Source organism: Clostridioides sp. ES-S-0190-01, assembly GCF_020658275.1.
Taxonomy (GTDB): domain Bacteria; phylum Bacillota; class Clostridia; order Peptostreptococcales; family Peptostreptococcaceae; genus Clostridioides.
In genome coordinates this window covers 214,184-229,500 of sequence record NZ_JACVWA010000039.1, presented here as the reverse complement: position 1 = coordinate 229,500, position 15,317 = coordinate 214,184, and the positions used below count along the sequence as shown (strand labels likewise).

Here is a 15,317-nt window from a genome sequence, read left to right as displayed (position 1 = left end):
AATAGAAATAAAATCAATCTAAAAAATTTGAATAGTTAAATCGTATACTGACCATAATCAAAAAGTAAAAATTTAATGTATTGGAGTAAAAAATGAATAACAAAGAAAAAGGTGATTTTGGAGAAGAAGTAGCAATTAATTATTTATTGTCAAAAGGCGCAAAACTATTAGAAAAAAACTACAGATTAAAGATTGGAGAGGTCGATATAATAGTAAGGATAGATGATGAGATTGTATTTGTAGAAGTAAAATCAAGGTCTAGTTTAAGGTATGGTTATCCTTGTGAATCTGTAAATTTCAAGAAGAGAAAAAAGATAGTTGAGATTGCTAAATACTATATCACAAAAAATAATTTACATAATATTCCCATAAGATTTGATATTGTAGAAGTTTATTTATCAGAAAAAAGAGTAAATCACATAATGAATGCTTTTTAAGAAAGATAAAGGTTTGGAAAGGATTATTATATGTTAAGTATTATTAACTCAAGTAATTTAATAGGAATTGAAAGTTTTCTAGTAAAGGTTGAGGTGGATACAAGTAATGGTATACCTAGCTTTAATATTGTCGGTCTTCCAAGTAAGGAAATTAAAGAGGCGAGAGAGAGAGTTAAATCAGCTATTATAAATAGTGGATATAAATTTCCAAATACAAGAATTGTTGTAAATTTATCACCAGCAGATATAAAAAAAGAAGGTGCTTTTTTAGATTTATCAATAAGTATAGGTCTTTTAAGAGGGTTAATAGAAAAAGATGAAAATTATATAAGAGAAAGTATGTTTATAGGAGAATTATCACTAGATGGAAAAATAAGAAAAGTAAGAGGGATATTACCAATAATTATAGGTGCAAAAACCCAAAATATAAAGCGTATTTTTATACCAGTTGACAATATAAGAGAAAGTTTATTTATAGAAGAAATTGATATAATACCTATTAAAAGTTTAAAAGAATGTATAGGTTTTTTAAATGGAGAAATAAAAGTCGATAAAGAAAAAATAATGTCTTTTTTAAATGAAGAAATAGAAACAAATGGGAATTATACATATTGTAAATATCCTGAGTTTTATGATACAAAAGAAAGCAAACATGATGAAGATTTTAAGGATGTTAGAGGAAATTATTTTATAAAGAGAAGCGCAGAGATAGCCGCTGCTGGAAATCATAATATGCTTATGATTGGGCCTCCAGGTTCAGGTAAAACAATGATTGCAAAACGAGTAATAACAATTTTGCCAGATATAAGTATAGAAGAGATGGTAGAAGTAAGTAAGGTTTATAGTGTATTGGGTATGATAGATGAAAATAAAGGCATAATCGATAAGAGACCTTTTAGAGCGCCTCATCATACAACTACAAAGCAGTCTTTAATTGGTGGAGGAACAGATGCAAGACCTGGAGAAGTAGCACTAGCACATAGGGGGATTTTGTTTTTAGATGAAATCGCTGAATTTGATAGGAAAATACTTGAGACTTTGAGACAACCTATAGAAGATGGGTATGTAAATATATCTAGAGTAAAGTATAGTACAAAATATCCCTGTAGAGTATTACTAATTGCAGCTATGAATCCATGTCCATGTGGTTATTATATGTCAAATACAGAGTGTAGATGTAGGAGCAATGAAATTAATAAATACATAAATAAAATATCAGGACCATTATTAGATAGGTTTGATATTTTTGTAGAAGTAAATACTGTAAAATATGATGATTTAAATTCATCAAAACAAGAAGAAAGTTCTCAAAAAATAAAGACGAGAGTAGAAAATGCTAGAAAAATACAAATAAATAGATTTAAAGAAGATAATATAAAAAATAATAGTGAAATTAAGGCTTCTAATTTATTAAAATATTGTAAATTAGAAAAAGAAGCTTCAAAAATGGCTAAAGTAATATTTAATAAATATAATTTAAGTAGTAGAAGTTATACAAAACTTTTAAAGATGGCAAGAACAATAGCTGATTTAGAAGGAATAGAGTTGATAAATTCACAGTGTATTATAGAAGCTTTTTCATTTAGAAGAGCTTATTATAGCTATTTTAAATAAGTTTTTGAGGTGTATTTTATGGAGAAAAAAGATATCTATTTATGGTTAAAATCAATTAGTGGAATAACAACAAAAACAATTGAAATAATAGAAAATAATATAGTAAATATTGAAGATATATTTGATTTTTCTGAAAAAGAAATATATAATTTAAAAAATATAAGCTTGAATATTAGAAAAAATATAGTAAAATATAGAGGTCACGCTTATTTAGAAAATATAAAAGAACTACTTTACAAAAAAACAATTAAATATATTTGCCAATATGACGAAGAATATCCTGAAAATTTGAAGAATATATACAATGCTCCAAAGTTATTATTTTACAAAGGTGACATAAGTTTAGTTAATAATAATTTTAATATAGCTATAGTAGGTTCAAGAAAGCCTACAGCTTATGGAATTAATTGTGCAAAAACAATGAGTTGTCAATTGTCTCAATATGGAGTTAATATAGTAAGTGGATTAGCCATAGGAATAGATGCATATTCACATATAGGTTGTATGAATGGAAAATCTAAGACTATAGCGGTTCTTGGTTCAGGAGTAGACAACCCTCTTCCAAAACAAAATTTACATTTATCAAATAAAATATTAGAAAATGGGGGACTATTATTATCAGAGTATAATATTAACTCAACAGTAGCTCCATATCATTTTTCTAATAGAAATAGAATTATTAGTGGATTAAGTGATGGAGTAGTGGTTGTAGAAGCAGCAATACGAAGTGGTGCATTAATAACAGTAGAGTTTGCTCTTGAACATGGAAAAAATGTTTTTGCAGTACCTGGTAATATAAATTCTCAAATGAGTAGAGGATGTCATAAAATTATAAAAGAAGGTGCGAAATTAATTGAAAATATAGATGATATTTTGAATGAGTATAACATATTTAATATTATCAATAAAAAAATAAATCAAAAATATGATAATATAAGTTTAAATGCCAAGTCTAAGCAAATAATTGAAGCTATAAAAAGAGAAGGAAGCTTGCATATAGATAGTATTTGTGATTATACTGGTATAGAAATAAAGTATGTAAATTCAATAATCAATGAATTAGTACTAAATGAGTTAGTAATAGAGATGAATAATAAAACGTACAGTTTAAATGTATAAATTAAGATTAGGTAGTGGGGGTGTGTGGTTTTATGGCCAAAACATTAGTCATCGTAGAATCGCCTGCAAAAGCTAAGACCATAGAAAAATTTTTAGGTAAAAGTCATTATACAGTAAAAGCATCAGTTGGTCATGTTAGAGATTTACCTAAAAGTAAATTAGGTGTAGATATAGAAAACAATTTTGAACCTCAATATATAAATATACGAGGAAAAGGCGATGTAATAAAGGAATTAAAAAAAGAAGCTAAAAAATCTAAACAAGTGTATCTAGCAACTGACCCTGATAGAGAAGGTGAAGCTATATCATGGCATTTAGCTCATATACTAAATTTAGATGAATCTGATGATTGTAGAATTGAGTTTAATGAAATAACTAAAGATGCAATTAAAAAAGCAATTAAGCATCCTAGAAATATTGATATAAACTTAGTAGATGCACAACAAGCTAGAAGAGTATTGGATAGACTTTTAGGATATCAAATAAGCCCTATATTATGGCAAAAGGTTAGAAAAGGTCTTAGTGCAGGTAGAGTACAATCAGTAACAACAAAATTAATTTGTGATAGAGAAAAAGAGATAAAAGCGTTTATTCCAAAAGAATATTGGACAATAGATGTTGAAGCAAAGACAGCAAAAGATAAAGATATAACTTTAAAATTTTATGGCAAGAACGATGAAAAAATTGAATTAGAAAATGAAGATGCTGTTAATGAAATACTAAAAGAAATGGAAGGAAAGGATTTAAAAGTTGAAAAGATAGAATCTAAATCAAGACGTAAATCAGCTCCAAAACCATTTACAACAAGTATGCTTCAACAAGAAGGTGCAAATAAGTTGTTTTTTACTACTAAAAAAACAATGATGATAGCGCAAGAACTATATGAAGGTATAGATATAGAAGGTGAAGGCACTGTTGGTCTTATATCATATATAAGAACTGATTCTAAGAGAATATCTGATGAAGCAAAAGAAAAAGCTAAGAATTATATAATAAGTGACTTAGGTGAAAATTATTATAAAAACCCTGTAGAAAAAAAAGAAAAACCAGACACTAAAAAGGTTCAAGATGCACATGAGGCAATAAGACCAACTTCCGTTGATAGAACTCCTGATAGCATAAAAGCTTCATTGAGTAAAGACCAATATAAGCTGTATAATTTAATTTGGAGAAGATTTATAGCAAGTCAAATGGAGGATTCAGTATTCGATATACTAAATGTAGAATGTAAGGCTGGAGATATTGTATTTAAAGCCACTGGTTCAAAAATGAAATTTGATGGATATACTAAGGTATACAATTTTTCAGAAAGAGAAGATAAGATTCTACCAAGTATAGAAAAAGGAGATATATTAAGTATAGAAAATATATTGCCAGACCAACATTTTACACAACCACCAGCAAGATATACAGAAGCCAGTTTGGTAAAAACATTGGAAGAACTGGGAATTGGTAGACCAAGTACGTATGCTCCAACAATAGCTACTATATTAAATAGAGAATATGTTGAAAAGCAAGGCACAAGTCTATGCCCAACAGAACTTGGAATAATAGTTACTGATATTTTAGAAAATAATTTTCATAAATTTATAGATGTAGATTTTACTGCTGATATGGAAAGTAAGCTTGATGTCATAGAAGAGGGAAATACAGATTGGAAAGAAATTGTATCTGAAGCATATGCACCACTTAAAGAAGCCATTGAAGAAGCACTTGAGAATATAGAAAAAATAAATATGGATGAAGAAACTGATGAAATCTGTGAAAACTGTGGCTCTAATATGGTTATAAAATATGGTAGGTTTGGAAAGTTTATGGCTTGTAAAAACTATCCTGATTGCAAAACGACTAGACCAATTATGAATAAAATTGGTGTTAAATGTCCAAAATGTGAAGAAGGAGAAATTATCCTTAGAAAATCCAAAAGAGGGAAAGCTTTTTATGGATGTTCTAATTATCCAAACTGTGACTTTGTAGCTTGGAATAAGCCAACAGGAGAGTTTTGTGAAAAGTGTGGTTCATATATGGTTGAAAAAGTGACTAAATCTGAAACGAAAACAGTATGCTCCAATAAAGAATGTAACAAAGAGTCAAAAGAGCATAATGACGGAAAAGAGTGAAAATTGAAAAAAATCACATAATTATCTTGAAAAAGGTTCCAAACTATGATAATCTTTCAAGTGTGAACAACTAATATAAAAATAAATTTTCATTAAAAGTGAGAATAATATTAGAAAATATAAAGGTTATTAAAAGGCCTAAATTTCATGAGGAGATGATTAAATGGCAAGTGAAGTATTACAAAAAACAAGAAAAATAAATAAAACATTACAAACAAGTGGTGGAAGCAGTGTCTCTTTTGATTTACTGGCCGGAGCATTAGGAGATGTATTAAATTCTAATGTTTATGTAGTAAGTGCAAAAGGTAAAGTTCTAGGGCTTCATTTAAATGATATTGAAGATAGCTCAGTTATAGAAGACGAATATACTAAGCAAAAAAAATTCTCAGAAGAATATACTCAAAACTTATTAAAAATTGATGAGACACTAGAAAACTTAAATGGTGAGAAGATATTAGAGATTTTCCCTGAAGAACAAGGAAGATTACAAAAATATACTACTGTAGTACCAATATTAGGAAGTGGACAAAGACTTGGAACATTAGTACTTTCAAGATATTCAATGTCATTTAATGATGATGATTTAGTGATAGCTGAATACAGTGCAACTGTTGTTGGTCTTGAGATATTAAGAGCAATAGGTGAAGAATTAGAAGAAGAAATGAGAAAAAAAGCTGTAGTTCAAATGGCAATAGGCACTCTGTCCTACTCCGAGCTTGAAGCAGTTGAACATATTTTTGCTGAATTAGACGGTAAAGAAGGCTTACTTGTAGCAAGTAAAATAGCTGATAGAGTTGGTATAACTAGGTCAGTTATAGTAAATGCACTTAGAAAATTTGAAAGTGCAGGTGTGATAGAATCAAGATCATTAGGTATGAAAGGAACTCATATAAGAATACTTAATGATAAACTTACAGATGAATTAAAAAAATTAAAAAACAATCAATAATCTAAATTTTATAGATTGTGATTAGAAAAGGTATCTATTTCAAATAGATACCTTTTTTAGACGGATTATTGGGATAATAATCATGAAATATTTTTTTTGAATAGGAGTGGGAATATGCCTTTAGCAGATAAAATAAGACCAAAAACAATGAATGATGTAATAGGTCAAAGTCATATAATTGGTAATGGAAAAATATTGTCTAAGATATTACAGACTAATTTTTTGCCAAATATGATATTTTTTGGTCCACCAGGTGTTGGAAAAACTACTGTAGCAGAAATTGTCGCAGAAAAAAGCAATAAAAATTTTTATAAAATAAATGCCACTAATTCATCACTAGAAGATATAAAAAAAGTAATAGCAGAACTTGGAAGTATAAATAATATAAATGGGGTTTTACTATATATAGATGAGATACAAAGTTTTAATAAAAAACAACAGCAGTCGATATTAGAATTTATGGAAAATGGTAGTATAACTTTGATTGCTAGTACTACAGAAAATCCATATCATTATGTATATAAAGCTCTTCTAAGTAGAGCGACTATATTTGAATTTAAGCCTTTAGAAAAATTAGATATAGAAAAAGGCTTAAGAAGGGCAATTGAAGTTTTAAATGAAGATAGTTATATGGATATTGAATGTAATAATGATGCTATTGAGGATATAGCTATTATCTCTGATGGAGATATGAGAAGGGCTTTAAATGCTTTAGAATTAGTAGTTTATTCAACTAAACCAAATAAAGATAACATAATCTATATAGATTCAGATGTAGTAAAAAAATCTACATTTAATAAAATTATAAACTATGATAAAAATGGTGATAGTCATTATGATATTTTAAGTGCATTTCAAAAATCTATAAGGGGAAGTGACCCGCAGGCATCCATACACTATTTAGCAAGACTTATAAAAGGTGGAGATTTAATCAGTATCTGTAGGAGACTTTTAGTAATAGCTAGTGAAGATATAGGTTTAGCTTATCCAAATGCAGTTGTTATTGTAAAAGCCTGTGTAGATTCCGCTATGCAGCTTGGATTTCCTGAAGCAAAAATACCATTAGCAGAAGCTACTGTTCTTTTAGCTACATCACCAAAATCTAATTCTGCATGTATGGCAATAATGAAAGCATTAGATGAATTAGATAGAGAGTTTGTTAAAGACATACCAAACAGTATAAAAGATGCTCATTATTCTGGTTCTAAAGATATAGGTAGAGGATGTGGATATAAATATCCTCATAACTTTAAAAATCATTATGTAAAACAACAGTATTTACCAGATAGCATAAAAGATAGTATTTACTACATACCACAAGAAAACAAAACTGAGAAAAATATAAAGAAATATCTAGAATATTTGGATAGCGATTTTTAAGTTGAATTTTATGTATCGGGGGTAGATATTATGATTATAAAGCTTAACTCAAGTTATCATAGTAGAGTTATGAAATATTTAAAAAAAGAACCTGAGTACAATTTATTTATAATAGGGGATATTGAAAGATATGGATATGGAAATAACTTTTTAAATTTATGGGCAGATATAGGTTTAAATGGTGAAATCAGAGCAGTACTACTTAAATATTTTGAATTTATGATGTTTTATTCAGATGGAGAGTATGATGTTGAAGGCTTTTATGAATTGCTTTGTGACACTGATTACGAAGAAATTTCTGGAAAAATAAGTGCTGTAGATGCTTTAGCAAAGCGATTAGGGCTTGATAATTTAAAAATAGTTGATTTTTGTAAGCTTCGAACTAAAAAATTTTTAGTTGACAATCATTGTAATGAAAAGGTAAAGAGAATTAGACTTGGAAATCTAAAGAAAACAGTTAGGCTTTATGATTTGATAGATGAATTCCACAGTACAACTTTAGATAGTTTAAAAAATGGTTTAAGAACAGGTAGAGGATATTGTATAGAGATTAACAAAGAAGTAGTATCAATGGCAAAGAGTACATCAGAAAACAGGACTCATGCAATGATAATTGGAGTAGGTACACATCCTAAATATAGAGCTAGAGGGCTTGCTACAAAATGTTTAATTAAACTATGTTCAGAACTTTTAAGAGAGAATAAAATGCCTTGTTTGTTTTATGATAATGAAGAAGCTGGAAAGATATATAAAAAATTAGGATTTGAAAACATTGGAAAATGGGGGATTTATTCAAAATAAAAAAATTAAAATTAATCTTGACAAAATTAGTAGGGTATAATAAAATTATGTTGAAAGTAATTCCTACTAAAACAGTATGAATTAGATTTCTATATAGAGGTGATAATGTATGAAGTTGTCTACTAAAGGTAGATATGGACTAAAGGCAATGTTTGAATTAGCACTAAATCAAGATAATGGACCAGTGTCATTAAAATTTATTGCTAAAAAGCAAAAAATATCGGACCAGTACTTAGAACAAATATTTTCATCTTTAAAAAAATCGGGTCTAGTAAAAAGTGTAAGAGGTGCTCAAGGAGGATATTTGCTTTCAAAGAATGCTGAAGACATAACAGTAGGAGATATACTTGTAGTATTGGAAGGTCCAGTTGCATTATCTGACTGTGTACTAGATGAAGATGTCTGTGAAAACTCAAACATGTGTGTAACAAAAATAGTTTGGGAAAAGATGAAAAAGGGTATAGAAGATGTTATAGATTCAATTACTCTTAAAGATATGATAAATGACTATAACAAAAATAAATTAGAAAATGATATAACAAATATAACTAAAAAATAGATTTGGAGATGAATGTAATGGAAAAAAGAAGATTGTATATGGATTATTCTGCAACAACACCTGTTAAAAAAGAAGTATTAGATGCAATGATGCCATACCTAACAGATTATTTTGGCAATGCATCTAGTTTTCACACATTCGGAAGAGAAGCAAAAGATGCTTTAGATAAAGCAAGAGAACAAGTAGCAGCCCTTATAAATGCTGAACCTAGTGAAATATATTTTACAGCAGGTGGTTCAGAAAGTGATAACTGGACATTAGAGGGTGTAGCTTATGCTAATAAAAATAAAGGTAATCATATAATAACTTCAAAAATAGAACACCATGCAATACTTCATACATGTGAATACTTAGAAAAACATCATGGATTTGAAATAACTTATTTAGATGTTGATAGCGAAGGAAAAATTGATTTAAAACAATTAGAAGATTCAATAAAAGATACTACTATACTAATAAGTATAATGTTTGCAAATAATGAAATAGGAACTATACAACCTATTAAAGAAATATCTGAAATAGCTAAAAAACACAGTATATTATTCCATACTGATGCAGTACAAGCTTCAGGTAATATTCCAGTAGATGTTAAAGAATTAGGAATAGATTTAATGAGTATGTCTTCACATAAAATATATGGACCAAAAGGTGTTGGAGCTTTATACATAAGAAAAGGTGTAAGACTTCATAACTTTGTCCATGGTGGAGCACAAGAAAAAAGCAAAAGAGCAGGTACAGAAAATATACCTGCAATAGTTGGATATGGAAAAGCAGCAGAATTAGCTAAAGCAAATATGCAAAACCATGTTGAGACTTTAACTCGTCTTAGAAATAAGTTAATAGATGGTGTTTTAGAAAGAATACCTTATACAAGAATAAATGGTAGTTTAGAAAATAGATTACCAGGAAATGCAAACTTTGCATTCCAATTTATAGAAGGTGAAGGAATACTTTTACTATTAGATATGTTAGGAATTGCTGGTTCAAGTGGTTCTGCATGTACTTCTGGTTCATTAGACCCTTCACATGTATTACTTGCAATAGGTTTACCACATGAAATAGCACATGGTTCATTGAGACTTACAGTTGGAGATTTTACAACGGATGATGATATAGATTATATATTAGAAAATTTACCAAAAGTTATAGAAAGACTTAGAAGTATGTCACCACTTTACGATGATGCAAAGAAACAAGGATTAGTAAAATAGACAAAATAGATAAGACATAAAAATAGGCATAAATTAATGTAGGAGGAAAAAATAATGCAATATAGTGATAAAGTTATGGAACATTTTATGAACCCAAGAAATATGGGAGAAATTGAAGGTGCAAGTGGTGTAGGTGAAGTTGGAAATCCTACATGTGGAGATATAATGAAGATATTTTTAGACATAGAAGGAGACATAATAAAAGATGTTAAGTTTAAAACATTTGGCTGTGGTTCAGCTATAGCAAGTTCTTCTATGGCAACTGAAATGATAAAAGGAAAGACTATAAAAGATGCATTAGACCTTACAAATAAAGCTGTTGCTGAAGCTTTGGATGGTTTACCACCAGTAAAAATGCACTGTTCAGTTTTAGCAGAACAAGCTGTAAAAGCAGCACTTATAGACTATGCTAAAAAGAATAATATCCATATACCAGAATTAGATGGATATGTTATAGATGATGCTCATGACCATGATATTGAGGAAGAAGAATAAAATAAGGAATAATTTTCCAAAAAAAGTTTAAAATCATTTTAAAAAAGTGTATAATGGTATAGTAAGATGAAAAATAGCCGTTTTAAAGAAAACGGCTATTTTTTATTGTTAAAACTGCCATTCTAGCCCGTTTTGGAAATTAATCAAATAATAAAAAAATATACACATCCATAATATTTAAACATTAAAAAATATAAAAAATCTCAGCAAATCAATCGTTTACGAGGATTTCATATAAAAATATATTTTCAGAAATTTTTACTTAAAAATGCTATTTTCTTTAAAAAGGCACATTTCAACTAAATACAATATTAGGGGGAACAGTTATGAAAATACCAAAGAGGATAGCAGCAATACTTACTATATCATTAGTAGTTAGCAGTGCGACAACAGGCATATCAAGTGCTCAAACAAACAGTGATACACTTAAAGGTTCAGGTAGATGGGAAACTGCCATACAAATAAGTAAAAAAGGATGGGATACATCTAAAAATGTGATATTAGTTAATGATAATACTATAGTAGACGCATTGACTGCAACTCCTTTTGCTGGTTCTAAGAATGCACCAATTCTTTTGACACAAAACAATAAATTAGATGATAGAACTAAAGCAGAAATAATAAGGTTAAAAGCAGAAAAAGTATATTTAATAGGCGGGACAAAAACTTTAGGTTCAGAGGTAGAGACACAATTAAAATCATTAAAAATTGATACAGAAAGAATCTCAGGAAATGATAGATATCAAACTTCTTTAGAAATAGCTAAAAAATTAGATGAGTCTCTTGTAAGAAAAGCAAGTAGTAATATTTCAGAGATAGTTGTAGTTAATGGAGAAAAAGGTCTTGCTGACGCAGTAAGTGTAGGAGCTGCGGCTGCTCAAAATAAAATGCCAATAATTCTTTCTAGTCCAGAAGATGGAATAAAACAATCAAATCAATTTATAAAAGATAAAGGTATAAAAACATCTTATGTAATAGGAGGAGTGCAGTCGATTTCAGAAGCTACAAAAAGCACTTTACCTAGTCCTAAGAGATTATCAGGAAAAGATAGAAATGAAACTAATGCGGCTGTTATAAGTGGATTATATGGTTCAAAAGAGTTGAAAAATGCATATATAACAAAAGATGGTATGAATAAACAAGGAGATCTTATAGATTCATTAGCAGTAGGTTCATTGGCAGCAAAAAATAATTCACCAGTAGTTTTAGTTGGAAATAAATTAAATAAAGAACAAGAAAAAGTATTAAATACTAAAAGCTTAAAAACAGTTACACAGGTTGGTGGTTCAGGCAATGAGAATGCTTTTTTTGAGATAAAAAAATCACAATCTACAACAACATATGAAGTTAAAAATATAGAAGAGTTAAAAATAGCTTTAGATAAAGCTGATGCAAATGATGTTATAAATATTAAGCCATCAGGAACTATGTCAAATGATTTATCATTGAGTACTAATAATTCAATTTCTGTAAATTTAAATGGTACATATACAGGTACGATAGTAGTAACTGCTCCAAATGCAGATATAGTAAATAAAGGTACAATAAATAAAGTTTTGGTTAAGGATAGTAAAGGTGGAACAATAATAAATGAAAGTGGAGCAAAAATAGAAAAAGTAGAAATACAAAATAATTCTAGCAATGTTGTAGTTAAAAACAACGGAAAAATAACAAACATAAAAAATGATGCTACAGGAACAAATATAAAAAATGAAGGAACAATAACTGACAAAGTAGAAGGTTCTCAGACTCCAAGTGTAGATGGCACTAAACCAGGTGGAAGTTCATCTGGAGGCTCTTCATCAAGTGGAGGAAGTTCAAGTGGTGGTTCATCTGTAAAAGATAAATTGATAACATCAATAACAGCACTTGATAATTCAATAAAAGTACAAAATGTAGAAAATGGAACAGAATTAAGTAAGTTAAACTTACCAAAAGAGTTATCAGCAACTGTGTCTGGAGTGGCCAATACAAAAGTAGGTGTAACTTGGAAAAGTACACCAGAATATGCTAGCCAAGTAGCAGGAAAGTATATATTTAGTGCAAGTCTATCAAGTGGATATAAGCTATCAGAAGGAGTATCACTTCCAACTATTACAGTAACGGTAGCTGAACCTGTTAAAGTGGAGACAATAAAGATTACTGATACTGATACATTAGAAGAAGCACTTGCTTTACAAGAAGATGGTCAAGTGTGGGAAATAAGTGGACAAATAGATGTTAAAAAGCCAGTTGTTATAGATAAAAAAATAGTTATAAATGGTATTAATAATGCTGAATTGAAAAAAGCTGTAGAATTTACTGATACTAAACCAGGGTACGAAAATATAGTAACAATAGACAGAAAAGATGGTGTAAAAATAAACAATCTAAAAGTAACAGGTTTAGATTCAGACAAATTAAATAAATCAGGAATGCATGTTTATTTATCACGAAATGTTGAATTAAACAATGTAACTTTAAATAATAATAAGGGGGCAGGTTTAATAGTAAATGGTTCATCAGTAATAGCTTCAAATCTTGTAACAAGTGGAAACGGATGGTATGGAGTTAATGTAGAATATGTAAAAGATGATGGAATTGTAAATGAAACTAATGCAAGACTAGATTTAACAGGTGATTGCAATATAAGTGAATATACTCCAATAAAAACTGACAACTATGATAAAGATAAAGTGATTATTAATGGATATGGAGATTGTACATTATCACAAGATTCAAAAACTGCTACTTGGGGTAAAGCTTCTATAACTATAAATGAAAATAATGATATAGCTAATATAACGGAAGAAAATAAAATAGATGAGGATGAAAATGGCAGTATACCTAAGTTTGAAAGTGTAGATGGTAGAACGCCTGTAAAGATTACACTAAATAAAGGCAAAAATGATTATAATAATGTAAGAGTTCAAATAAGTCCAGAAGAAGGTTCAGCAGACTTAGATGGAATACAACTAATTGCTAAGGATAGCAATGGGAACTGGTTTAACATAGTAAACACAGGATGGGGACCAATGGAAGGTTTTCCATTGCAAGGTGCAACAACAGAAGTTTATCTAGTTGGAAATAAAGAAGGTACTTATAAGGTGAAAATAGAACTAGTTGATGTTAGTAATTCTAATAATATAATAACAGAAACAACAGCGTCAGTAGTGGTAGTTAATAAATAAAAAATTACCCTTAAATCTTTTAAAATTACCTAATAATATTATTTTTTTTAGAAAATAGAGCAAGCTATATTTTAAATAAATACAATGCTTGCTCTATATGGTATAATAATAAGTAATGCAAAAGATGAGGTGAAATTTGTTTATGAATAAAAAAGTAATGATAGGTATGAGTGGAGGAGTAGATAGTTCTGTAGCTGCATATCTTTTAAAACAGCAAGGATACGACGTCATTGGTGTTACTATGAAATTATGGCAAGACGATGACGAAGTTGAAAATGAAGGTGGTTGTTGCTCTTTATCAGCAGTTGAAGATGCTAGAAGAGTAGCAAATAAAATAGGAATACCATTTTATGTTCTGAATTTTAGAGAAGTATTTAAAGAAAAAGTAATAGATTATTTTATAGATGAATATTTAGAAGGAAAAACTCCTAATCCTTGTATAGCTTGTAATAAACATATAAAATTTGACGATTTTTATAAAAGAGCTAGACAAATAGGATGTGATTATGTGGCTACAGGTCACTATGCAAAAATAGAAAAAGATGAAGATACAGGAAGATATTTATTAAAAAAATCTGTTACAGATAAAAAAGACCAGACTTATGCACTTTATAATCTTACACAAGAACAATTAAAACATACACTACTACCAATAGGTGATTATGAAAAGGATAGAGTAAGAGAAATTGCTAAAGAAATGGGAATGGCAGTCCATAATAAACCTGATAGTCAAGAAATTTGTTTTGTTAAAGATAATGACTATGCAAATTATGTAAAAAAACATTCTGAAAAGCGTATTGAAGAAGGTTTTTTTGTAGATACTAAAGGAAATATACTTGGAAAACATAAAGGGATACTATACTATACAATAGGACAAAGAAAAGGTCTTGGAATTACTTTTGGCAAACCAATGTTTGTAGTAGATATAAATCCAATAAATAATACTATTGTCCTTGGAGACAACGAAGAATTATTTAAAAAAGAACTTATTGCAAAAGATGTTAACTTTATATCAATAGACAAACTAGAAGAGCCATTAAGAGTTCAAGCAAAAATAAGATACTCTGCAAAACCATCACCAGCTACTATTTATAATGTTGGAGAAAATACTATTAAAATAGTATTTGATGAAGCTCAAAGAGCTATTACAAAAGGTCAATCTGTTGTAATGTACGATGGAGATATTGTAGTAGGCGGAGGAATAATAGAGAAAAGTTTATAAAAATATCTAAGAAACTTATAAAATAAGTAATATAGTCTATAAATCTAAAACAAAGTTTATAAAATAAATTTATTGTATATGAAAATATAGTATTGATTAATTTTGTAAAATTTAGTAATATAATTATTATATTAATTAAAAACAAATACAGTGATAAGGAATAGTAAAGTATTTGATGTCTTACAGAGAGAGGGAACATGCTGAAAGCCCTTAGAATAAAATATTTGAAGCAGCCTTTTA

General features: G+C 28.8%; 12 protein-coding genes and 1 other annotated feature (1 of these 13 cut by a window edge). All 12 genes read left to right on the top strand.

Translation table 11 applies throughout. From position 1 onward, the window contains the following. Window positions 1-92: 92 nt before the first annotated feature. The 12 genes from IC214_RS14975 (at window position 93) to mnmA (ending at window position 15,077) form a co-directional block, all read left to right on the top strand. The gene (locus IC214_RS14975; protein WP_227434181.1) at window positions 93-437 is read left to right on the top strand and encodes a YraN family protein; all 345 of its coding nucleotides are present in this window, start codon (window positions 93-95) and stop codon (window positions 435-437) included. 30 nt (window positions 438-467) lie between these two features. Continuing rightward, on the top strand, window positions 468-2,051 hold the full coding sequence (locus IC214_RS14970) for a YifB family Mg chelatase-like AAA ATPase (RefSeq protein ID WP_227434182.1): 1,584 nt from the start codon (window positions 468-470) through the stop codon (window positions 2,049-2,051). An 18-nt stretch (window positions 2,052-2,069) separates the two neighbouring features. Continuing rightward, entirely contained in the window at window positions 2,070-3,170 is a 1,101-nt protein-coding gene (gene dprA / locus IC214_RS14965) for a DNA-processing protein DprA (RefSeq protein ID WP_227434183.1), read from the top strand. Between the two features lie 32 nt (window positions 3,171-3,202). Next, window positions 3,203-5,290, top strand: a complete 2,088-nt coding sequence (gene topA / locus IC214_RS14960; protein ID WP_227434184.1) for a type I DNA topoisomerase — start codon at window positions 3,203-3,205, stop codon at window positions 5,288-5,290. A 163-nt stretch (window positions 5,291-5,453) separates the two neighbouring features. After that, on the top strand, window positions 5,454-6,239 hold the full coding sequence (gene codY, locus IC214_RS14955) for a GTP-sensing pleiotropic transcriptional regulator CodY (protein WP_227434185.1): 786 nt from the start codon (window positions 5,454-5,456) through the stop codon (window positions 6,237-6,239). A gap of 114 nt (window positions 6,240-6,353) precedes the next feature. Further along, a complete protein-coding gene (locus IC214_RS14950; RefSeq protein WP_227434186.1) occupies window positions 6,354-7,619 on the top strand; it encodes a replication-associated recombination protein A in 1,266 nt (421 codons plus the stop codon). A gap of 30 nt (window positions 7,620-7,649) precedes the next feature. After that, window positions 7,650-8,420, top strand: coding sequence for a GNAT family N-acetyltransferase (locus IC214_RS14945; protein WP_227434187.1), 771 nt, complete (start codon window positions 7,650-7,652; stop codon window positions 8,418-8,420). Window positions 8,421-8,529: 109 nt separating this feature from the next. Further along, the gene (locus tag IC214_RS14940; protein WP_227434188.1) at window positions 8,530-8,979 is read left to right on the top strand and encodes an RrF2 family transcriptional regulator; all 450 of its coding nucleotides are present in this window, start codon (window positions 8,530-8,532) and stop codon (window positions 8,977-8,979) included. 17 nt (window positions 8,980-8,996) lie between these two features. Next, complete coding sequence (gene nifS, locus IC214_RS14935; RefSeq protein ID WP_227831218.1) at window positions 8,997-10,190, top strand: cysteine desulfurase NifS; 1,194 nt, start codon at window positions 8,997-8,999, stop codon at window positions 10,188-10,190. 54 nt (window positions 10,191-10,244) lie between these two features. Next, complete coding sequence (nifU, locus tag IC214_RS14930; protein ID WP_227434190.1) at window positions 10,245-10,685, top strand: Fe-S cluster assembly scaffold protein NifU; 441 nt, start codon at window positions 10,245-10,247, stop codon at window positions 10,683-10,685. Window positions 10,686-11,011: 326 nt separating this feature from the next. After that, window positions 11,012-13,855: a cell wall-binding repeat-containing protein gene (locus IC214_RS14925; RefSeq protein ID WP_227866780.1), complete on the top strand. Its 2,844-nt coding sequence runs from the start codon at window positions 11,012-11,014 to the stop codon at window positions 13,853-13,855. A 142-nt stretch (window positions 13,856-13,997) separates the two neighbouring features. After that, complete coding sequence (gene mnmA, locus IC214_RS14920) at window positions 13,998-15,077, top strand: tRNA 2-thiouridine(34) synthase MnmA (protein WP_227434192.1); 1,080 nt, start codon at window positions 13,998-14,000, stop codon at window positions 15,075-15,077. A gap of 141 nt (window positions 15,078-15,218) precedes the next feature. Further along, window positions 15,219-15,317, top strand: a binding site (T-box leader); it runs 146 nt beyond the window's last position.